Genomic DNA, 20543 nt, shown 5'->3' on the forward strand with positions numbered 1-20543 from the left:
AGGGCTTTTGCCGTGCCCCGTTCACCTGCCGTGCGTCGGCTTCACCTGCCGTGCGGCGGCCGCGTCACGCGTCGCGATGCGTCCACTCCGGTTCCGTGCGGGCCCACTCCCGCTCCCACTCGGCCAGCCGGCGGCGCAGCGCGACCCGGCGTACGACGGAGTGGCCGAGGAGCACCACGAGCACCACTCCGCCCGCGGCGCACGTGCCCATGGTGAGGGTGTGCTGCCAGACCGCCGTGCCGTCCACCGGCGGGGCCACACTCCGCCCCCGGGAGTCGAGCCACACGTCCACGACCTCACCCGGCCGGGCGTCCCCGGGGACCCGCGCCGTCGCGGTGCGGGCGCCCTCGCCCGGCTCCGTCCAGCGCACGGTGGCCCGGTACGCGCGCTGCCCGTCGGCCTGCACCGACGGCAGCGAGTCGCTCCGCCTGCCGACGACCTCGGCACGGACGCGGTGACGCTCGGCCTGTTGCTCCGCCGAGACCGACCGAGCCTCGCCATGGGCCCACCAGGCGGCGGCCGCCCCCGCCAGTGGCGCGCCCACCAGTATCAGGACGGCGACCACCAGCACCGTCCACGCCTCGACGACGTCCGACCGGCGCCGCAGCGGACTGCGCCGCCAACGCCAGCCGAGCACCCGGGTTCGCATGTCGACCTCCTCGCCGTCACCGCGGCCGGAGGGCCGGACCGGCCGTGCGGTGGCGGCGCCGCCGCTCCCTCCACGTCACGTCACGCGTGCGAGTGCCCACACGGGTCGGGTACCCCCTCCGACACACATCGCTCGCCCGGCGCGGCCCGGGTCGCCGCGTGCCGGAGCCCTTCGGCCGGAGTGCCCGGGCCGGTCGCGGTGAAACACCGGGGCGCCCGCCTGTGGTGAGCCGCACGCCACTCCTGTGACGCCGCCAGGGGAGGGGCAGAGCTGACGCCGGGGGAGGTGCCGCCGTCCAGATCAGCCGAACCGCTCGATCCGGATGCGGTCCACCGGCTGACCCGCCGTCACGAGCAGCCGGGAGGCGTGCTCAGCGAAGGAGTTGGAGCCGCACACATAGGCCTCCCACCCACCGGAAGGCTGCTCGGTCAGGAGTGGCGCCACATGTGCGGCAGCCATACGTCCCACCGCCACACCCTCCGGCGCGCTCCGCGTGAACACGGGCGTCGTCTCGGCGCCGAACTCGCGGGCGTAGATGAGCTCCTCGGGACTGCGCGCGGACACCAGCAGCCGCAGCGGCACGGTCAGGTTGCGCGCCCGGTGGTGCCGGACCATCGACATCAGCGGTACGACGCCGGAGCCGGCGCCGATCAGCAGCGCGGGCCGGTCGCCCGGCCAGGCGAAGAAACCGCTGACCGGGCCGCGCACCTCGACCTGGTCGCCCGGCCGGGCGACGGTGTGGAACCAGCCCGAGACCTCGCCGCCCTCGACGTGATCCAGGGTCAGCTCGACGTGCCCGGGGTCGTCCGGCGCGGACGCGATCGAGTAGTGGCGCTGGGCCACATATCCGTCCTCGGCGGTCAGCCGCACCATCAGGTGCTGGCCGGGCAGGTGCCCCGGCCAGCCGGGCACGGCGAACCGGAAGGTGGCGGCACGAGCGGTCTCGCGGCGGATCCCGGTCAGTGTGGCGGTCTGCCACACGGAGGCGGCCTGCTCGCTGACGGCGATGCGCCCGGGCACGGCGAAGCCCGTGGGAGGCACGAACGTCTCAGTCACCGGAGTACCTCTGCTCCTCCCAGGGGTTGCCCCGTTCGTGATAGCCGTTCCCCTCCCAGAAACCCGGCTCGTCGTGGTCGAGGATCCGCAGACCCGCTATCCACTTGGCGCTCTTCCAGAAGTACAGGTGCGGCACCAGCAGCCGCGCCGGGCCGCCGTGCTCCGGGGCGAGCGGCCTGCCGTCGTACTCCCACGCGATCCAGGCGCGTCCGCCGGTCAGGTCGGCGAGCGGGAGGTTCGTGGTGTAGCCGGTGTGCGAGTAGGCGACGGCATGGGTCGCCGACCCATGGGGCCGGACCACATCCCAGAACGCGTCCAGGGACACCCCCGCGAACCGCACTCCGAACTTCGACCAGCTCGTCACACAGTGGATGGCGCCCTCGTACGCCGACGGCGGCAGCCGGTGCGCCTCCTCCCAGTCCCAGGTGCGGGGCTCGGCCACCAGACCGTCGATACGGAACGTCCAGTCGGCTGGTGCGAGGTCGGGAGTGACCTCCGCGGACAGCACGGGCCAGTCGTCGCCCGCGTCGTACTGGCCGGGCGGCAGACCGGGGTCGGCCACGCGTGGGCGCCCGGTGAAGCCTCGGGTGATGTGCATGCGGTGTGCCTCCGGGCCGGGCCGACGGTGCCCCGCCGAACCGGCGTGCTCAGTGATTGCGTATTCAACCGTACGTGCGGCGCCCACCTAGCCGGGCGTGCGGGTGGCGGGCTCCTGGTCGTGGCCTGGACCAGGGCCCGCGTTGTAACGCACGAGGTAGTCGGCGAATCGCGCCAGGTCCTCGGCCGGCCAGTCCGCCAGCCGCTCACGGAAGGCCGCCCGGCGGCTCTCGGTGACCTGGGCCAGGATGCGCCGCCCGGCCTCCGTCAGATGCAGCACCAGGACGCGCTGGTCCTCCGCGTCGGGGCGGCGTTCGATCAGACCGGCGCGTTCCAGCGCGGCCACCTGGCGGCTGACGGTGGACTTGTCCAGGGCGTAGTGGGCGGCCAGGTCCGTGGCACGGCACCCGCCGCTCTCCTCCAGGTGCCCGAGCAGTGTGTACGACACCAGCGACAGCTCCGGGTGCATCCGCCCCGCCGCGGCACGGGCACGGCGGGCGAAGACCGTCATCTCCCGCTGGATCGTCTCCACGTCATCGGCAGGCTTCATCGGACCTCCCTCACCGGTCGCCCTCCGTTCTTCCATGGTTGCATAACCCAACCACCTGCCCGGTCGCCTGTCGGCGGGAGTGGCGGACCAGGTGCCGTACCGGCCGGCCGGGCCGTCGGGTACTGTTGCCGTCCGGCTCGGGACGGACCCAGCCGTAAAACCGAGGAGGTGAGACCCATTACCGCTGTGTCAGCCCGGGTGCTCTCTCCTCGACGTCGCGCGGATCGCCGGCCGTAGGCGACCGCCGGAGCGCCCTTCGAATCTCGAAAGGCTCCTGGCTTCCATGCCCTCCGTCTCTCCCGTTCCACCGTCTTCCCGTGACTCCTTCGTCGTCGCCCTGCGCACCGCGGGCTGCGTATTCGCCGAGGACGAGGCCGAGTTGATCCTCGCCACCGCCCGCACCCCGGCCGAGGCCGCCGCCATGGTCGAACGCCGCGTCGCGGGCCTGCCCCTCGAACTCGTAGTCGGCTGGGCCGAGTTCATGGGCCTGCGCATCACCGTCGGCCCGGGTGTCTTCGTGCCGCGCCGCCGCACCGAGTTCCTGGTCGAACAGGCCCTGGCCCGGGCGCCCGGCGCCGGTGTCGTCGTGGACCTGTGCTGCGGCTCGGGCGCCGTCGGCGCGGCGCTGGCCGCCGGACTCGGCAGCGTCGAACTGCACGCCGCCGACATCGATCCCGTCGCGGTGCGCTGCGCCCGTGGCAACGTCGCCGCCGCCGGCGGTCACGTCCACCAGGGGGACCTTTTCGAGGCGCTGCCCGGCGACCTGCGGGGCCGCGTCGGCATCCTCGCGGCCAACGTGCCGTACGTACCGAGCGACGAGATCGGGCTGCTGCCGCCGGAGGCCCGCGCCCACGAGCCGCTGGTCGCCCTCGACGGCGGCGCGGACGGACTCGACGTCCTGCGCCGGGTCGCGGCCGAGGCGCCCCGCTGGCTCGCGCCCGGCGGCTGTGTCCTGGTGGAGACGAGCCGCCACCAGGCACCGACCGCCCTCGACGCCTTCGAGCGCAACGGCCTGACGGCACACCTGGCCGTCTCGGAGGAGCTGTACGCCCATGTGGTGATCGGCGTCGCACCGTAACGGCCGAGCGCGCAGCCGAACGCCGCCGGCGTCAGTCCGGCGGCGTCGCCCGCGCGATGAGCAGTGCCACGTCGTCGAAGTTGTCCGGCTCGTGCAGGGTGCGCAGCAGCAGGTCGCAGACCTCCTCCAGCGGGCGGTCGGGTCCTTCGAGGAGGGACAGCAGCGTGTCGAGCCGGTCGTCGAGCGAGTCGCGCCGGGTCTCGACGAGACCGTCGGTGTAGAACACCAGCCGGTCGCCCGGCTCCAGGTCGACGGTCGTCGTGGAGAAGGCGACACCGCCCACGCCGAGCGGCACCCCGGTCGGCAGGTCGAGCAGCTCGGGAGGCCGCCCGGCCCGGACGCGCACCGGCGGCAGATGCCCGGCGTTGGCGATCCGGCACTGCCGCAGACGCGGGTCGTGGACGGCGTAGACGCAGGTGGCGATGGCCTGTTCCAGCCCAGCGGTGATCTTGTCGAGGTGTTCCAGGAGCAGGGCGGGATCGAGGTCGAGGGAGGCCAGCGTGTTGGTCGCCGTGCGCAGCCGCCCCATGGCCGCCGCCGCGGGGATGCCGCTGCCCATCACATCGCCCACGACGAGCGCGGTCTTGCAGCCCTCCAGGCCGATCACGTCGAACCAGTCGCCGCCCACCTCGCTCGTGGCCCCGGCCGGCTGGTAGCGGGAGGCGACCTCCAGCCCGCCCGTCACCGGCGGATGGCTGGGCAGCAGGCTGCGCTGGAGGGTGAGCGCGGTGTCGCGGGCGCTCTGGTACCAGCGGGCGTTGTCGATCTGCACGGCGGCCCGCGCGGCCAGCTCGCGGGCCAGCAGCAGGTCGTCCTCGTCGAACGGCAGCGGATTGCGGGTGCGCTTGAGGTCCAGGGCGCCCAGCACCTCGCCGCGTGCGATCAGCGGCACCGCCAGATATGAGTGGACCCCGGCCCGGCCCAGCAGCGCGGCCGCCTCCGGGGACCGGGCGATGCGGGCCAGGTCGCCGTCCTCGACGTGCGGCAGCATCACCGGACTGGCCGTGCGCACGCACTGGGTGACGAGCCGGTCGGGCGCGTACCGGGCTACCTGCCCCGGCGGGTCGGCCGCCTCCAGAGCCTCGGCGGAGTCGTAGCCCTGGACCGCCAGCGCGCGGATCACCGCCGCCTCGGCCGGGTCGAGGCTGGTACGCCGGCCCTGCACCACCGCGTCCAGCAGGTCGACGGCCGCGATGTCGGCGAGTTCCGGCACGGCCACGTCGGCGAGCTCACGGGCCGTGCGGTCCAGGTCGAGCGTGGTGCCGATGCGGCCGGAGGCGTCGGCGATCATGGCCAGGCGACGCCGTGCGGCCTCGGCCTCGATGCCCGCGCGGTACTGCTCGGTGACGTCGACGATCGAGACGGCCACGCCCAGCACGGTCCCGAAGGCGTTCTCCAGCCGGTACAGCGAGATCGACCAGGCGTGGTCCTGGTCCGGGTCCGCCGGGGTGCGGCCGATCGTGGACTGGTCGACGACCGGCTGCCCGGTGTCCAGCACCCGGCGCGCCGCGGACTCCAGGGCGTCGACGTCCATCCGCGGCACCACCTCGCGGACCGTCCGGCCCAGGTGCTCATCGGCCGGCACGCCGTTGAGCTCCTCCAGCGCCGGGTTGACCGAGACGTACCGCAGGTCGGTGTCCAGCACGGCCAGTCCGATCGGGGACTGGGCGATCATCCGCGTCGACAGCGCCACCTCGCGCTCCAGCCGGTGCACGGTCGACTGGTCGGCGCACAGACCGAGCGCGTAGACGTCCCCCTGGTCGTCCAGCAGCCGCATGTTGCGGAACTCCACGAGCCGCGTGGTGCCGTCCTTGCGGCGGACGGGGAAGGCCCCGGCCCAGCTCTGCCCGGTGCCCATGACGTCCGCGAACAGCTTGACCACGAGATCGAGGTGCTGCTCGTGGACCATGATCCGGGCGGCGTACTGCCCCAGCGCCTCCCGCGCCTCGTATCCGAACAGCTCCTCGGCCTGCGGGCTCCACAGCACGATGCGGCCCTCGGCGTCCAGGACCACCGAGGCCAGACTCAGGACATCGAGGAGCCCGCTCGGCCGCACCGGCGCGCGCACCGGCTCGTCGCCCTCGGCCATGGGAGACCCGGCTGCACTCATCCCACGCCCCGCCTTCGCCGATCTCGCGGCCCGCCGTCACGGTGCCGACACCCCATGTTCTACCGCCGGAGCCGTCGAACCGAGGCCCCTTCCGTCACCTTCCACCATCTCCCAACACGGAGTCGCCCGCTCCGTAAACCCGTCAGCGCGGCTGGGGCACCGCCGGTAGTGCTCGGCAGAAGGTGGTGCTTTGCTGGGGTAGGGGCGGATACGCCGCGAGAGGAGCGATCACGATGGACGAGGAGCGACCGCACCCCCACTCCGTCTCGGTGGAGATCAGCGGGTGCAGCAAGCAGGACGCCCGGATCGTGTTCGACACGCTGTGCTCCTGCTTCGAGTCCGACCGGTGCGCCGACGACGTACCCGAGGATCTGCACGAGACTCGCCCGACCGTGTGGCTCGGCACGTTCGATGTCGCCGACGAGCACGAGGGGGCGCGGCCGGCCCGGCTGTCGTCCTCCGTCGACGCCGACCTGCACGGCGGGTACTGGGCGATCGAGCAGTTCCGCATGAGGCTGGACTCGCTGTTCGACGTGCGGGACCTCAGCACGGTCTCCGGCGACCAGGAGACGGAACTGCACGTGCGCCTCGAAAGCCGGTGACCGCCCTCACGAGCTGGTGACCGCCCCTCGCGTGTCCAGCAGGCCGAGGACGGCCCGCCGGTAGTCGGCGTGTGCCCGCGGGCGGGTCCGCGAGGTGCACGCGTTCCTCCACGTCGTGGAGCCCCTCGTACGGCAGACCGAAGCGGCCCGTGGCCGGGATGCCCTCGGCCGCCGGCGGATTGCCGATGTTCGACGGGCGCGCCGTCTTCGCCCGGACCCGCGGCCTTCGCCCGCGGCGGCGGCCAGGAGCGTGCCACTGCCCGAGATCCCTGGTCATGGACCCACTGTGCCCTCCATCACCCCTTGTGCAACTAGTTGCATAAACCGTCGGTGGTCCTCTACAACTACAGACACGACACCGCGCACGGAGGGCCCGATGAGCCGTTACCCGCACCTGCTGACCCCCCTCGACCTGGGCTTCACGACCCTGCCCAACCGGGTCCTCATGGGCTCCATGCACGTAGGTCTGGAGGAGGCCGAGGGCGGGTTCGACCGCATGGCCGCCTTCTACGCGGCCCGAGCCCGCGGCGGAGTGGGTCTGATCGTCACCGGCGGCATCGCACCCAACGACGAGGGGCGCCCCTACGAGGGCGGCGCCAAGCTCACCACCGAGGCGGAGGCCGAGCAGCACCGGGTCATCACCGACGCGGTGCACCGCGAGGGCGGCCGGATCGCCATGCAGATCCTGCACTTCGGCCGGTACGCCTACCACCGGGATCTGGTCGCGCCCAGCCCGCTCCAGGCGCCGATCAGCCCCTACCCGCCCCGCGAGCTCACCGACGCCGACGTCGAGCGCACCATCGACGACTACGCCCGCGCCGCCCGCCTGGCCCGGCACGCGGGCTACGACGGCGTCGAGATCATGGGCTCCGAGGGCTACCTCATCAACGAGTTCATCGCGCGGCAGACCAACCAGCGCACCGACCGCTGGGGCGGCTCGTACGAGAACCGCATGCGCTTCCCGCTGGAGATCGTGCGCCGGGTGCGCGAGGCGGTCGGCGAGGACTTCATAGTCATCTACCGCCTCTCCATGCTCGACCTCGTCCCGGGCGGCTCCACGCTCGACGAGGTGATCACCCTCGCCAAGGCCGTCGAGGCCGCCGGCGCCACCATCATCAACACGGGCATCGGCTGGCACGAGGCCCGCATCCCCACCATCGCGACCTCCGTGCCGCGCGGCGCCTACACCTGGGTGACCAAGCGGCTGATGGGCGAGGTGTCCGTCCCGCTCGTCACCACCAACCGCATCAACACCCCGGAACTCGCCGAGGAGTTGCTCGCCGAGGGCGCGGCCGACATGGTGTCGATGGCCCGCCCGATGCTCGCCGACCCGGACTTCGTCAGCAAGGCCGCCGCCGGCCGGCCCGAGGCGATCAACACCTGCATCGGCTGCAACCAGGCCTGCCTCGACCACACCTTCAGCGGCCTGATCACCTCCTGCCTGGTCAACCCGCGCGCCTGCCACGAGACCGAGCTGGTGCTCTCCCCGACCCGGCTGCGCAAGCGCGTCGCGGTCGTCGGCGCCGGTCCGGCCGGGCTCGCCTGCGCGGTCTCCGTAGCCGAGCGCGGGCACGAGGTGACCCTGTTCGACGCGGCGAGCGAGATCGGCGGGCAGCTCAACGTCGCCCGCAAGGTCCCCGGCAAGCAGGAGTTCGACGAGACGCTGCGCTACTTCCGCACCCAGCTCGACTGGCACGGCGTCGACGTACGGCTGAACACCCCCGTCACGGCCACGGACCTCGACGGCTACGACGAGGTCGTCGTCGCCACCGGCGTCACCCCGCGCACCCCCGACATCCCCGGCGTCGACCACCCCAGCGTCCTCGGCTACCTCGACGTCCTGCGCGACGGCGCCCCCGTCGGCGACCGGGTCGCGATCCTCGGCGCGGGCGGCATCGGCTTCGACGTCGCCGAGTACCTCACGGACAGCGGCGACAAGGCGCACGAGAACCCGCAGACGTACTTCCGCCAGTGGGGCGTCGACCTCGACTACCGCGCCGCCGGCGGCCTCGCCGCGCCCGAGCGGCCCGCCCCGCCGCGCACCGTCCACCTGCTCCAGCGCAAGACCTCCAAGGTCGGCGCGGGGCTCGGCAAGACCACCGGCTGGATCCACCGCACCGAGCTCAAGCACCGCGGCGTCACCATGGTCCCGGGCGTGAGCTACGACCGGATCGACGACGCCGGACTGCACATCACCGTCGGCGAGGAGAGCACGGTCCTGGAGGTCGACACGATCGTGCTGTGCACCGGCCAGGAGCCGCGCCGCGGCCTGTACGAGGAACTGATCGCGGCCGGGCGCAGCGCCCACCTCATCGGCGGTGCCGACGTGGCCGCGGAACTGGACGCCAAGCGCGCCATCAAGCAGGGCACCGAGCTGGCGGCCGCCCTGTAGGGCGGGAACACGTCCCTAGGATGAGGCCATGTCACTCCCGCACGCGATCCTCACCGCCCTGCTCGAGAGGCCGTCGTCCGGGCTGGAGCTGACCCGCCGGTTCGACCGGTCGATCGGGTACTTCTGGTCCGCGACGCACCAGCAGATCTATCGCGAGCTGGGAAAGCTGGAGACCGACGGCCTGATCCGGGCCCTGCCCGCCGAGCAGCCGACGCGTGGGCAGAAGAAGAACTACGAGGTCCTGCCGGCGGGCCGCGCCGAACTGGCCCGCTGGACGGCCGCCTCCCAGGATCCCAAGCCGCACCGCGACGCGCTGCTGCTGCGGCTGAGGGCGGCGGCCGTGGTCGGCACCGCGGGCCTGGAGGCCGATCTGCGACGCCACCTGGAGCTGCACGAGCGGCAGCTGGCTGAGTACCAGGAGATCGAGAAGCGCGACTTCCCGCCCGGCCGGGACGGCACCGAGGACCGGCTGCGGCATCTGGTGCTCCAGGCCGGCATCGACCTGGAGACGTTCTGGACCCAGTGGCTCAGGCGCGCCCTGGCGGACTTCGCCGAACTGCCGGACGGCGAGTCGACCCGCCCGGCCTGACGGGGTGTCACGGCGGCCCGCCCGACCGGAGCGCTTCGGAAGGGCGGGCCGCCGTACGTACCGGATCAGAGCCGGTACGGCCTGTTGCGCCGGCGCAGGTACCAGGCCGTCCCGAGGAGGCCGATCCCGACGAGCGTGCCGCCCGCGACGAGCGTGACGGTGCCGTAGTCGGTGGCGCTCCCGCCGGCCCCGCCCATGACACCGCGGGACGGCGAGACCGAGGGGGACGGCGACCTCGTGGGGGAGGGAGCGGGGGAGACGACGACCGACTGGGTCCCCGCGGTGGTGCCGTCCGAGCAGATGACGATGACGGTGTACGTCCCCGCGGTGACGTTCGACCAGGCCGCGGACTGACTGGTCGACGTCCCCGACAGGGTCACCTGACGCCCTTGGGCGAAGCTGCCCTGACTGCTGGTGAGAAGCGAGGCGGTGCCCCAGCTGCCGTTGATCTGGGTGCACGCGCTGGTCGTGACCGACACCGTGGAACCCGTGGTGCTCACGGAGATGCCCGGGCCGGCGGCAGCGGGCACCGCGGCCAGGGCGAGGGGCAGGGCGGCTGCCACGGTCAGGCCGGAGCGGAGAACTGGCGATGAGCTACGCATGTCAACTGCCCTCCGGCGGCACGGTTGGCGGTACATCCCTTGCGCCGCCGAGGGTCGGGGAACGCCCGTGCTGCCTCAGGGTCAGCCAAGGCGCCCCCGGCCCCGGCCGCACGCCGGGTGCGCCCGTGCAGGTGACGGCTTCCCACGGCCGGACCATGCCCGGAGCGCGTCAGCGCCCCGGACCCGTCGTCACCGTCCGCTCCGCCGAGAAGCCTCCCCACGTGCCGTCCGGCAGCATCGCCCGGACACGGACCCGATGGGTGACACCGGCGGCCCGTCCCACGTAGAAGCTGTACGTCGCCCGGTCGCGCGGCGCGCTCCCGCCGAACACGAGGGACGTGGCCCGACGGCCGTCCAGGTGGATCTCGTACTCGGCGATCTCGCCGTCCACACGGGGCGGCACCCAGCTCAGGTCCACGTAGTAGGCCCCGTCTGCGCGGTGGCCGGTCGCCCGGAAGGCGGTCGGGGCTGTGGCGCGGCCGTCGTCCGTGCCCGGGGTGGTGAGGCGGACGGCGGGACTGGCGGGGGAGACGTTGCCGGCCGCGTCCCTGGCCCGGACGGTGAACGAATAGGACGTGCCGGGCCGCAGCCCGGTGACCACGGTCGCCGTCCGGCCCCCGCCCACGCTGTGGATCTTCGTGCCTCCCTGGTGGACGTCGTACGACACCACGTCCCGGTCATCCGTCGAGGCGGACCAGGACAGCCGGACCGCCCGGCTCCCGGCCGCGCGGCCGCGGGGCGCCGACGGGCGGGTAGGTGCGCGGTGGTCGTCCGCGACGGCCGCCGGCGTCCTCGCCCGGACCTCACGGCTGGGCGGCCCGAGCCGCCCGTCGGCGCCCCGGGCCCGCACGGTGAAGACATACACCGTTGCGGGCCGGAGCCTGGTGACATCCACCATGTGCTTTGTACCCGGCACTTCCCTGACCTTCCTGGTGCCGCGATACACCTCGTAGGCCTCGGCCCGTGCGGCCGCGTTCCACATGACATGCACGCTCGACGCGCTGCCCGCCGCTGCCGTGACTCCGGTCGGTGCTCCGGGCAGAGCGCCGCCGTCCTCTTCGCCCGAGCCGGCCGCACCACAGGAGGCGACCAGCGCGAGGGCCCCGCAGAGCGCGAGGCGGCAGAGCAGACGAGCCGGGACGGAAAGGGAAACGCCTGGCACGGCACTGCCTCCCGGGGCCGACACTCGGGAATGGTCCGGACCAATATGGCGCAGCTGACGCGACCACATCAAGAGGGGGTGAGGGGGGGGTGAGGGGGTGGTGTCGGCGGACGCGGCGGTGAGGCGACACCCCCGTCGTTCGTGACCACCCGGAAGAGTTACGTATGCTGAAGTCCTCACGGCCGAATTCCTGGCGGACACCAGGGAGTTCGGGCCTGTCGCGCGGACCGCTGTCGTCGCAGATCCCGCGCCGGCGCGGGTGGCCGGGCCGGCCTGAGTTCTCACACGGACTCAGGCCCCCGGCCCCTGTAGGAGGTTGGGGCCGTGCACCGTCCGGCCCTCCAGCGGTGGCCGGGTGATCGCACCGGGGACAGATTGGGCTGAGTGCCCGTCAGATTCCCCACGAGAGGCTCCACTATCGTGCGTGTCCAGTCGCTCACACTGGCAGCGGCCAGCGCCGCCCTGCTCGCCCCGACGACGCCCTCCGCCGCTCCGCCCCGGCCGGTGGTGTGGCGCGAGGCCCCCGTCCGCGCCGCCGACCTGCTGGCGAAGGTACGGGACTGCGCTCCGGTCTCCCGCGGCCGGTACCGCAGCGACAGCGGCCGACCCGCGAAGATCCCGGTCTGCGGCACCAAAGACGCCGTGTTCTGGAAGGCCGACATGGACATCGACTGCGACGGCCGCCCGGGACCCCGCTGCAACCGCCGCACGGACCCCCACTACTCCGGCAGCACCGCCTACGCGCAGTCGGACGGCCGCCCCCTGAGCGCCGAACGCCTCCCCTTCATCGTCGTGCCCGCCCCGAGCCGCATCTGGGACTACCGCGAGCACGGTGTGGGCGGCGGTTCCGTCGTGGCGGTCGTCCACCGCGACCGTGTGCAGTACGCGGTCGTCGGCGACACGGGTCCGCAGGACATCATCGGAGAGGCGTCCTACGCGACCGCCAAGGCCCTCGGTGTCCGCGCCGACCCGCACGGCGGCGGCACACCGTCCGGCGTCACCTACATCGTCTTCAAGGACGTCCGCGTGTCACCCATCGAGGACCACGCGGCGGCCGTGACGAAGGGGGAGCGGCTGGCGAGGCGATTCGTGGGCGAGAGCCCGGCGCTCGGCGGAGAGCCGTGGGGTCATTGACCCAGCGACGCCAAGTGCTTGACGGAGAGTCGCGGAGTCATTGCCCGAGTTCCGCCCGGTGCCGGCCGCCGACACCGAGTACTTGACGGAGCGTCAAGGGCGCCTCGGCCGCCCGGCGGCCGGTGGTCGCCGGGCACGCCGCCCTCCGGCGCGCCCGGCCCGGTCTCACACCTTCCGGTACGTGTACGCCTCCGCGGCGGCCGACTCCACTGCCGCCAGGTCGGCCCCGGCCGCCGCCGTGACGACCGCGGCGACGGCTCCCTCCACGAACGGAGCGTCCACCAGCCTCGTCTGCTCCGGGAGTTCGTCCCCCTCCGCGAGCAGCGCCTTCACGGTCAGCACCGCGCTGCCCAGGTCGGTCAGCACGGCGACACCGGCACCCTGATCGACGGACGCGGCCGCCGCGGCGATCAGTTCGGCGCTGGTGCCGAGCCCACCGCCCTCGGTACCGCCGGCCGGGGCGACGGGCACCGCCGGGCCACCGCCCGCGAGCCCCTTCGCCAGCTCGGCGACCGACGCGGCCACCTCGGCGCTGTGCGACACCAGCACGATTCCCACGAGCCGCTCGTCACTCACCGGCGGCCTCCGCGAGTCCGGCGACGAGCAGCGCCGCCGAGGTGGCACCCGGATCCTGGTGCCCGATGCTGCGCTCGCCCAGATAGCTCGCCCGGCCCTTGCGCGCCTGCAAGGGCGTCGTCGCCACGGCGCCCTCCTCCGCGGCGGCCCGGGCCGCCGTGAACGAGTCGCCCAGCGCGTCCACCGCGGGCACCAGCGCGTCGATCATGGTCTTGTCGCCCGGTGCGGCACCGCCCAGCGTCCTGACCGCGTCCACCCCGGCCCGCAACGCCTCGGCCAGCTGCTCCGGGCTGACCTCTGCGGCGTCCCCGAGCGCCTTGCCGGTACGGCGCAACAGCGTCCCGTACAGCGGCCCCGAGGCGCCGCCGACCGTCGAGATCAGCTGGCGCCCGGCCAGCGTCAGGACGCCGCCGGGCGTGCCGGGAGCCTCCTTCTCCAGGGCCGCCGTCACGGCCGTGAAGCCGCGCTGGAGGTTGCTGCCGTGGTCGGCGTCCCCGATGGGGGAGTCGAGGGCGGTGAGCCGTTCCGCCTCACGGTCGACGGACGCGGCGGTCGCCGTCATCCAACGGCGGAAGAAATCGGCGTCGAGCACTGGGTCTCCTTGCCTGGTAGGTACGTGGTGATCCTCTACCCGTCCCGCGTCACATGCCCCAGCGCAGACCCGGCGTCTTCACCGGCGCGTCCCACAGTCGCAGCATCTCCTCGTCGACCTGGCACAGGGTGAGGGAGGCGCCCGCCATGTCCAGGGAGGTGACGTAGTTGCCCACGAGAACGCGGGCGACGGGGACACCCCGGGCGGCGAGCACGCGGTGCACCTCGGCGTTGAAGCCGTACAGCTCGAGCAGCGGCGTCGCCCCCATGCCGTTGACCAGGACCAGCACGGGATTGCGCGGCCTCAGGTCCTCCACCACCGCCTCGACGGCGGCCTCGGCGATCTCGCCGGACGTCATCATCGCCCGCCGCTCCCGGCCGGGCTCGCCGTGGATGCCGATGCCCAACTCCAGTTCACCGGGCGGGAGATCGAAGGTGGGGCTGCCCTTGGCCGGCGTGCTGCACGCGCTCAGCGCGACACCGAAACTGCGGGAGTTCTCGTTGACCTGCCGGGCGATCGCCTCCACCCGCTCCAGTGGCATGCCCTCGTCGGCGGCGGCGCCCGCGATCTTCTCCACGAACAGGGTCGCGCCGGTACCGCGCCGCCCGGCGGTGTAGAGGCTGTCGGTCACCGCCACGTCGTCGTTGACCAGCACCTTCGCGACCTGAATGCCCTCGTCCTCGGCCAGCTCGGCGGCCATGTCGAAGTTGAGCACGTCACCGGTGTAGTTCTTCACGATGAACAGGACCCCGGCCCCGCTGTCCACGGCGGCGGCCGCGCGCAACATCTGGTCGGGCACCGGAGAGGTGAACACCTCGCCCGGACAGGCGGCCGACAGCATGCCGGGCCCTACGAAACCCCCGTGCAGCGGCTCGTGCCCCGAGCCACCGCCCGAGACCAGCCCCACTTTTCCGGCCACGGGAGCGTCCCGCCGCACGATCACCCGGTTCTCCACGTCCACGGTCAGCTCCGGGTGGGCAGCCGCCAGACCACGCAGCGCGTCCGCGACCACGGTCTCCGGGACGTTGATCAGCATCTTCACGGGTACCTCCTGGTGAGGCTAGCAGATGTACCTCTGACCTTCATTTTTGCAGGTCAGGATGTGTCGGGCCAGTTTTCTTCTAGGCGGTTCGGAGCGGTCCGGGGCGGGCTGTGGCGGTACGGAAGCTGACTTAATGCTGACTTTGTTGACGGGCCGTCAGTTCCCTGTCGTGGTCGGTGGCGGTCGGTCCGAGCGCTACTGCCGGAAAGTATCAACCTAGCGGCAGCGGACGTCACGGTCGCCGTGCCCTCGGGCGTGCCCGGCTGTTGATGATCGGCCTACTTGCCTCGGAGCCGTTCCAGTTACCCCTCGTGAGCCGTGGTGCGGCGTTGCAGCTCGCGCTCCGCCGGACGCTACTCGGTGCGCAGTGCCGTGGCCGTACGTGCCTTGGCGGCCCAGCCTGCCGGGATCAGCGCGCCCAGCATCGCGATCACGACGCCGCCGAGTCCCAGCAGGAGCAGTTGGAAAGGCCCGTACACATCGAGGACAAGCGACGGCAGGCTGGTGCCCACGGCACGCCCCATCACCGGCATGACGACGTGGTGCAGCGCGTACCCCGCAGGGACGCCGAGCAGCCCGCCGATCACGCCGATCACGGCCACCGAGGCGAGCACGAGGCTCAGGGTCTGCCGCGGCGACATACCGATCGCCTTGCAGACGCCCAGGTCGTGGATGCGTTCCCGGGTGTCGAGGACCACGGAGTTGAGTACGCCGAGACCGGCCACAATGATCAGCATGAGGGTGAGCAGCACCGCCATCGCGGCCATGATGAGGATGACGCCGTCCTGCCCCGACTCGGAGCCGGTCGTGGCGTCGCCCCCCAGCGGCTGTACGACCGCGGCGACCTGCTGGGCGTACTCGTCGGCGGAGACGCCGGACTTCGTCTCGACGAGGAAGGTGCTGGGCTCGGCCCTCGTGAAGTCGGCCATGTCCGCGTGGATCTCCAGCCGGCTGCCCGACGTGTCGAAGGACTCGCCCACGATCCGCAGGTTCGCGGTCTCCTTCTCGTGGGTCACCCGCACCGTGTCACCGAGCTCGGTGCTGGTCCTTTCCAGGAAGCGTGAGGGCACCACGACCTGTCCCCTGCCGGTGATCCAGTGCCCGGAGAGCATCTCGTAGCTGCCGCGGTGCGAATCGCCCTCGTAGAGGCTGGCCTGGATCGATCCTGAGACCCCGGCCACGGAGACCTCGGTCCGGGCCTTGCCGTAGTACGACTCCGTGCCCGGCTGCGACGTGATGGCGGACCGCACCTTCGCCGGGTCGGCGGCCTTGGGCTTCGTGGACGTGCCCGAGGCGCTGTTCTCCTCGGGAGGCGGATCTCCCGCGTCGCCCCCCACAGCTGGCGGCGGCGGGGGAGCGACTTCGGTCGCCTTGGTCGTCGTGACCGTGACCGCGGCACGGTTCTCGGGGTCCTGCGAGGTGCCGATCGCGTTCAGTGACGAGGTCAGCCCCACGGCGAACGTCGCCGCGACGGTGCCGAACGCCACCGCGAGCAGCATCGCGAGGGTACGTACCGGATGTGTGAAGGGGGTGGCGAGACCGTAGGTCACCGGCCGCGGCAGCGGCAGCATCCCCATCGCCCGGTGCGCCCACTGGCCGCGCCCCGTGCGCGGCGCCCGGCCGACCGCGATGGCCTCGACCGTGCGCAGCCTGCCGGCCCGCAACGCGGGAATCAGCGCCGCGAGCCCTACGACGACCAGGGCGGCGGCCGGCACGGCAACGTCCACCCACCAGGCCACCGAGAGCGAGACGCCGCCGTACACCGACTCGGTGTCGGACAACAGCGGCACGGCCAGGAGGTTGCCCAGGACGACACCCAGGGTGATGCCGACGACGGCCGGGATCAGCGCCTGGGCCAAATAGGCGCGTACGACCTCGCGCGGAGTGAAGCCGATGGCCTTGAGGATGCCGATCCTGCGCAGGCTGGTGCCGACCGCGCCACTGATGACGCTGCTGACGGTGATCACCGACATCACGATGCCGAGCGCGCCGAAAGCCATCACGAACGGGACGGTCGCCGCCGCACCCTGATCAGCGGCGCGCTTGGTGTCCAGCCAGGACTGGGTCCCGAGGAGCGCTCCGGACCCCACCGAGGCGGCGAGCTTCTTCCGGTCGGCGAGGATCTGCTGCTTCGTGCTCGCGGAGTCGAAGCGGTAGAGCATCTGACTCGAGACCGGGTTGCCCTTCGATCCCAGCGCGTCGACCTGCGCGGGGGCCGCCCAGGCGTCGGCGGTCCTGCTGGCCGACACGGCGAAGCCGACGATCGAAAGGGCCGGGGCGTCCTTGGCGTTCGACGTCTTCACGGGGGTGCCGATCCCGATGGCGGGCCCCTCGAACGACGCGTCGAGCACAATCTCGCCGGGCTTCTGCGCCCACCGGCCCGCCTTCAGATCCACCCGGTCCACGGCGCCGTCAGGACCGGACCGCCCCACCAGGGTCAGCGTCGGCAGCTGGAAGCCCGACCGGTCCACCGGGCGGACCGCCGTGGACGGGTACGGTCCCGCGCTCGCGGCGACGCCGGGCAGCTTCCCGGTCTTCGCCAGCTGCGCCGCACTCGCCCTGGCCGGATCGAACTGCGCGGTGATGTGCGAGCCATGCTGCTTCCTGAAGGCCTTGTCGAAGGGCGCGGCCGCGGCGACCATCAGCGACCCGGCGACCACGGCCGAGGCCACGGCCATCATCGTGGCCACGGCGATCACCACGGTCTGCACCCGCCGTCGGCCGACGCCGGAACGTACGACCCGGCCCAGCGCGCCGGTACCGAACAGGCTCATCGGACGGCCTGCGCGTGAGAGTCGAGGGCGACGTGACCGTCGACCAGGTGAACAGTGCGGCTCGCGCACGCCTCCGCCAGCGTCAGGTCATGTGTCACCAGCACGATGGTCTGTCCGGCGCGGTGCAGATCCATCAGCAGATCGCGGACGTCGTGGCCCGAGGCCGTGTCGAGCGCACCAGTGGGCTCGTCGGCGAGCAGCAGCGCGGGCCGGTTGACCAACGCCCGGGCTACTGCGACCCGTTGGCGTTCACCTCCGGACAACCGGCCCGGGTAGGCACGGGCATGCTTCAGGATGCCCAACATCTCCATGAGCTCACCCGCGCGGGCCGCGGCCTTGCGCCGACTGGTCCCGGTCAGCTGGGCCGGGAGCTGAATGTTGTCGGTAACGGTGAGGTCGTCGAGAAGATTGAAGAACTGAAAAACCATGCCGATGTGCTCGCGACGGAACTCGGCGAGGGCATGCTCGCTCAACTGGTCGATCCGTCGCCCGGCCACGATCACGGCGCCATCGGTCGGCTTGTCCAGGCCGGCGACAAGGTTCAGCAGCGTGGACTTGCCGCTGCCGGAAGGGCCCGTAACGGAAAGGACCTCACCCTTGGCGACGCTGAGCGTGAGCGGTCCGAGCGCCGGCGCGCCGGCGCTGTCGTAGCGCTTCGCCACACCCTCCAGTTCGATCACTTGATGCATATCAGTTGTCCGTCCTTGCGGTCGCGAGAGGCACATGCCGTTGCCGGTCCTGCGAACCTAGAGGTGCCGCGTATGGGGCGCGTCGGCCGCTGAACCAACATCAGGTCCTTCCCGCGGAGGATTCGGCCGCGGAGTCATCCCTGAGAAGTAGGCCCCCAGGGCAGTGCCCTGGCCGGACAGGCGGACGCGGGCCGGGCAGAGAGCGCAGCACAATGCACGGATGGAGACGGAAGACCGGCGTAGCCGGCATCGGCAACTCATCGACGCGCTGCGCCCGGAGGCGAAGGCCGCTCCGCTGTCCCGGCGAGCGGTGCGCGTCGATGTGGTGCTGGCGGTCGTACTGACCGTCACCGCCCTGTTCGTGGCGGTGCGCTATCCCGGCGACGGGCCGGTGAACATCAACCCCCCTGCGGTGGACGTCGGGACCGGGGTCCCGGCCCCGCCCCCGCCGCCCGACCCTGGTCAGGTGCCCATAGAGGAAGAACCCTCCTCCGCGCCCTGGGCCCTGGTCGTCCTGTCGACGCTGCCGTTGGCAGCCCGGCGCCGGTATCCGCTGACCTTGTTCGTGGTGGTGCTGGGCGCAGCACTGGCCATCGGCAGCTCTGCCTCCTGGATCACCGTCCTGGCCTGTGTCATCGGCGCATACAGCGCCGTCGTACACAGCCGTTACCGGATAACGGCGATCGGCGTCCTGGTGATCGCCGCCGCGCTGTCCGGTTTCGCTTTCCGCAACGCGGAACCCGTGCTCCCGGGATGGTCCAGCCCGGGATTCGTGCTCCTGGTGGCAGGGATGCTGGCCAGCCTCGTCCGCTTTCTGCAACTGCGGCTGGCGTCCAGCCGGGACCGGGTGACAGAACTGCAGGCCGCTCAGGAGGAGGCCACGCGCCGGGCCGTCGAGGAGGAGCGTGCCCGCATCGCCGCCGAACTGCACGACGTCGTGACCCACAATGTGAGCGTGATGGTGATCCAGGCCGGCGCGGCCCGCAAAGTGATGGACATGGCGCCCGAGCAGTCGAAGGAGGCACTGCTGGCCGTCGAGGCGGGCGGTCGGGCCGCCATGGCCGAACTCCGCCACGTGATGGGCCTGCTGGCCGCCGCGGACCACGAGAAGCCCGACGGCCTGGAGCCCCAGCCGGGGCTCGCACAGCTCGACGCGCTCGTCGCACGGGTACGCGCCGCCGGTACGCCCGTGAGCGTCGGGGTGTCGTTGCCGCCGGATCCTCTGCCACCGGGGGTGGACCTCGCGGCGTACCGCGTCGTACAGGAGGCACTGACCAACACGATCAAACATGCGCGCGGCGCGCAGGCGTCCGTCGCCATCGGCTACACCGACGCCTGTCTGGAGATCGAGATCACGGACACCGGTGGCGCCAAGGATTCCCCGCCGCTGCAGAGCAACGGCCGTGGCCACATGGGGCTGCGCGAGCGGTTGGCCGTCTACAAGGGCGAGTTGACGGCCGGACCGATGCCGACCGACGGCTACCGGGTGACGGCCCGCATCCCACGGAGCGCGGTATGACAGCGGACCGGCCACCTCTGCGCGCCGTCATCGCCGATGATCAAGCGCTCGTGCGCACCGGTTTCAAGATGATCCTGGCCGCGGACGGCATCGAAGTGACGGCCGAGGCCGCCGACGGGGCCGAGGCTGTCGCAGCGGTTCGCCGTACGCGGCCCGACGTCGTCCTCATGGACATCCGGATGCCGGAGATGGATGGCATCGAGGCCACCAGGCGCATCATCGGCGACGCCGGCCCGGCCGGAACGCGGGTCGTCATCCTCACCACGTACGACCTCGACCACTACGTCTACGCCGCGCTCACGGCCGGCGCCAGCGGCTTCCTGCTCAAGGACGTCACCCCCGAACATCTGGTCTCCGCCTTACGCCTGGTGCAGACGGGCGACGCTCTCCTCGCGCCCACGATCACTCGTAGGCTGATCGAGCGCTTCGCCCAGCACGACGAACCGCAGACCATCGCCCCGCACCGCGATCTGTCCGGCCTGACCCCGCGTGAGCTCGAGGTACTCCGCCTGCTCGCGACGGGCCTCAGTAATGCCGAACTCGCCTCCCGGCTGTTCCTCAGCCCGACCACGGTCAAGAGCCACGTCGGCCGCATCCTGTCGAAGCTGGACCTGCGCGACCGCGTCCAGGCCGTCGTCTTCGCCTACGAGACGGGGCTGATCGCCCCGGGCGAGGCGCCTAACTGATTGATTCCAAGGTCAGTGGTCGTAGCCGCTCAGCGACCGTCGGACGTAGGAGCCAAGTCTGTGACCCGTCCCTGGGGTAGCGATCTTCGCGATGGGGGTAAAACGGATGCAAAAGACCCTTCCGTGCCCGTACCGGTGAGAGGG

The 20543-nt window shown here is 72.1% G+C and carries 19 protein-coding genes; 7 read left to right on the forward strand and 12 right to left on the reverse strand.

Annotation, left to right across the window (positions count from 1 at the left end):
• Positions 1 to 64: 64 nt before the first annotated feature.
• The 4 genes from ACH4G3_RS37120 to ACH4G3_RS37135 form a co-directional block, all read right to left on the reverse strand.
• The gene (locus ACH4G3_RS37120; protein WP_397628594.1) at positions 65 to 649 is read right to left on the reverse strand and encodes an Rv1733c family protein; all 585 of its coding nucleotides are present in this window, start codon (positions 647 to 649) and stop codon (positions 65 to 67) included.
• Positions 650 to 949: 300 nt separating this feature from the next.
• A complete protein-coding gene (locus ACH4G3_RS37125) occupies positions 950 to 1705 on the reverse strand; it encodes a ferredoxin reductase (protein WP_397628595.1) in 756 nt (251 codons plus the stop codon).
• Complete coding sequence (locus tag ACH4G3_RS37130; RefSeq protein WP_397628596.1) at positions 1698 to 2303, reverse strand: sulfite oxidase-like oxidoreductase; 606 nt, start codon at positions 2301 to 2303, stop codon at positions 1698 to 1700. Before ACH4G3_RS37130 ends, ACH4G3_RS37125 begins: the two co-directional genes overlap by 8 nt.
• An 87-nt stretch (positions 2304 to 2390) precedes the next feature.
• Positions 2391 to 2852: a MarR family winged helix-turn-helix transcriptional regulator gene (locus tag ACH4G3_RS37135; RefSeq protein WP_397628597.1), complete on the reverse strand. Its 462-nt coding sequence runs from the start codon at positions 2850 to 2852 to the stop codon at positions 2391 to 2393.
• Positions 2853 to 3135: 283 nt separating this feature from the next.
• Between ACH4G3_RS37135 and ACH4G3_RS37140 the strand changes: the two genes are divergently transcribed.
• Positions 3136 to 3930 carry a putative protein N(5)-glutamine methyltransferase gene (locus tag ACH4G3_RS37140; RefSeq protein WP_397628598.1) on the forward strand — a complete coding sequence of 265 codons (795 nt, stop codon included), beginning with the start codon at positions 3136 to 3138 and terminating at the stop codon, positions 3928 to 3930.
• Positions 3931 to 3961: 31 nt separating this feature from the next.
• Here the strand turns inward: ACH4G3_RS37140 and ACH4G3_RS37145 are convergent, their stop codons facing one another.
• Positions 3962 to 6040: a SpoIIE family protein phosphatase gene (locus ACH4G3_RS37145; protein ID WP_397628599.1), complete on the reverse strand. Its 2079-nt coding sequence runs from the start codon at positions 6038 to 6040 to the stop codon at positions 3962 to 3964.
• Positions 6041 to 6273: 233 nt separating this feature from the next.
• On the opposite strand from ACH4G3_RS37145, the gene ACH4G3_RS37150 reads away from it, so the two are divergent.
• The 3 genes from ACH4G3_RS37150 to ACH4G3_RS37160 all read left to right on the forward strand — a co-directional run bounded on the left by ACH4G3_RS37150 (position 6274) and on the right by ACH4G3_RS37160 (position 9623).
• Positions 6274 to 6642, forward strand: coding sequence for a hypothetical protein (locus ACH4G3_RS37150; RefSeq protein WP_397628600.1), 369 nt, complete (start codon positions 6274 to 6276; stop codon positions 6640 to 6642).
• A gap of 376 nt (positions 6643 to 7018) precedes the next feature.
• Complete coding sequence (locus ACH4G3_RS37155) at positions 7019 to 9034, forward strand: oxidoreductase (protein WP_397628601.1); 2016 nt, start codon at positions 7019 to 7021, stop codon at positions 9032 to 9034.
• 28 nt (positions 9035 to 9062) lie between these two features.
• Positions 9063 to 9623 (forward strand): PadR family transcriptional regulator, encoded by a 561-nt coding sequence (locus ACH4G3_RS37160; RefSeq protein WP_397628602.1) that lies wholly within the window; start codon positions 9063 to 9065, stop codon positions 9621 to 9623.
• A gap of 65 nt (positions 9624 to 9688) precedes the next feature.
• Here ACH4G3_RS37160 and ACH4G3_RS37165 read toward each other — a convergent pair whose 3' ends face one another.
• Together ACH4G3_RS37165 and ACH4G3_RS37170 are read right to left on the reverse strand one after the other, a co-directional pair.
• A complete protein-coding gene (locus ACH4G3_RS37165) occupies positions 9689 to 10225 on the reverse strand; it encodes a hypothetical protein (RefSeq protein ID WP_354743718.1) in 537 nt (178 codons plus the stop codon).
• A gap of 169 nt (positions 10226 to 10394) precedes the next feature.
• A complete protein-coding gene (locus ACH4G3_RS37170) occupies positions 10395 to 11387 on the reverse strand; it encodes a fibronectin type III domain-containing protein (protein ID WP_397628603.1) in 993 nt (330 codons plus the stop codon).
• Between the two features lie 420 nt (positions 11388 to 11807).
• Here ACH4G3_RS37170 and ACH4G3_RS37175 point away from each other — a divergent pair, with 420 nt between their 5' ends.
• On the forward strand, positions 11808 to 12521 hold the full coding sequence (locus tag ACH4G3_RS37175; RefSeq protein ID WP_397628604.1) for a glycoside hydrolase family 75 protein: 714 nt from the start codon (positions 11808 to 11810) through the stop codon (positions 12519 to 12521).
• A 165-nt stretch (positions 12522 to 12686) separates the two neighbouring features.
• Here ACH4G3_RS37175 and ACH4G3_RS37180 read toward each other — a convergent pair whose 3' ends face one another.
• From ACH4G3_RS37180 to ACH4G3_RS37200, 5 genes are all read right to left on the reverse strand, one after another.
• Positions 12687 to 13097, reverse strand: a complete 411-nt coding sequence (locus ACH4G3_RS37180; RefSeq protein ID WP_397628605.1) for a PTS-dependent dihydroxyacetone kinase phosphotransferase subunit DhaM — start codon at positions 13095 to 13097, stop codon at positions 12687 to 12689.
• On the reverse strand, positions 13090 to 13689 hold the full coding sequence (dhaL, locus tag ACH4G3_RS37185; protein ID WP_354743712.1) for a dihydroxyacetone kinase subunit DhaL: 600 nt from the start codon (positions 13687 to 13689) through the stop codon (positions 13090 to 13092). Before dhaL ends, ACH4G3_RS37180 begins: the two co-directional genes overlap by 8 nt.
• A gap of 49 nt (positions 13690 to 13738) precedes the next feature.
• Entirely contained in the window at positions 13739 to 14731 is a 993-nt protein-coding gene (gene dhaK / locus ACH4G3_RS37190) for a dihydroxyacetone kinase subunit DhaK (protein WP_354743710.1), read from the reverse strand.
• 353 nt (positions 14732 to 15084) lie between these two features.
• Entirely contained in the window at positions 15085 to 17505 is a 2421-nt protein-coding gene (locus tag ACH4G3_RS37195) for an ABC transporter permease (RefSeq protein WP_397628606.1), read from the reverse strand.
• Positions 17502 to 18194 carry an ABC transporter ATP-binding protein gene (locus tag ACH4G3_RS37200; RefSeq protein WP_397628607.1) on the reverse strand — a complete coding sequence of 231 codons (693 nt, stop codon included), beginning with the start codon at positions 18192 to 18194 and terminating at the stop codon, positions 17502 to 17504. The genes ACH4G3_RS37195 and ACH4G3_RS37200 overlap by 4 nt, the downstream gene beginning before the upstream one ends.
• A gap of 220 nt (positions 18195 to 18414) precedes the next feature.
• Here ACH4G3_RS37200 and ACH4G3_RS37205 point away from each other — a divergent pair, with 220 nt between their 5' ends.
• Together ACH4G3_RS37205 and ACH4G3_RS37210 are read left to right on the forward strand one after the other, a co-directional pair.
• A complete protein-coding gene (locus ACH4G3_RS37205; RefSeq protein WP_397628608.1) occupies positions 18415 to 19713 on the forward strand; it encodes a sensor histidine kinase in 1299 nt (432 codons plus the stop codon).
• Positions 19710 to 20399, forward strand: a complete 690-nt coding sequence (locus ACH4G3_RS37210) for a response regulator (RefSeq protein ID WP_397628609.1) — start codon at positions 19710 to 19712, stop codon at positions 20397 to 20399. The genes ACH4G3_RS37205 and ACH4G3_RS37210 overlap by 4 nt, the downstream gene beginning before the upstream one ends.
• Positions 20400 to 20543: the final 144 nt, after the last annotated feature.

Source organism: Streptomyces afghaniensis, assembly GCF_044327915.1.
In the GTDB taxonomy this organism is placed as follows: domain Bacteria; phylum Actinomycetota; class Actinomycetes; order Streptomycetales; family Streptomycetaceae; genus Streptomyces; species Streptomyces afghaniensis.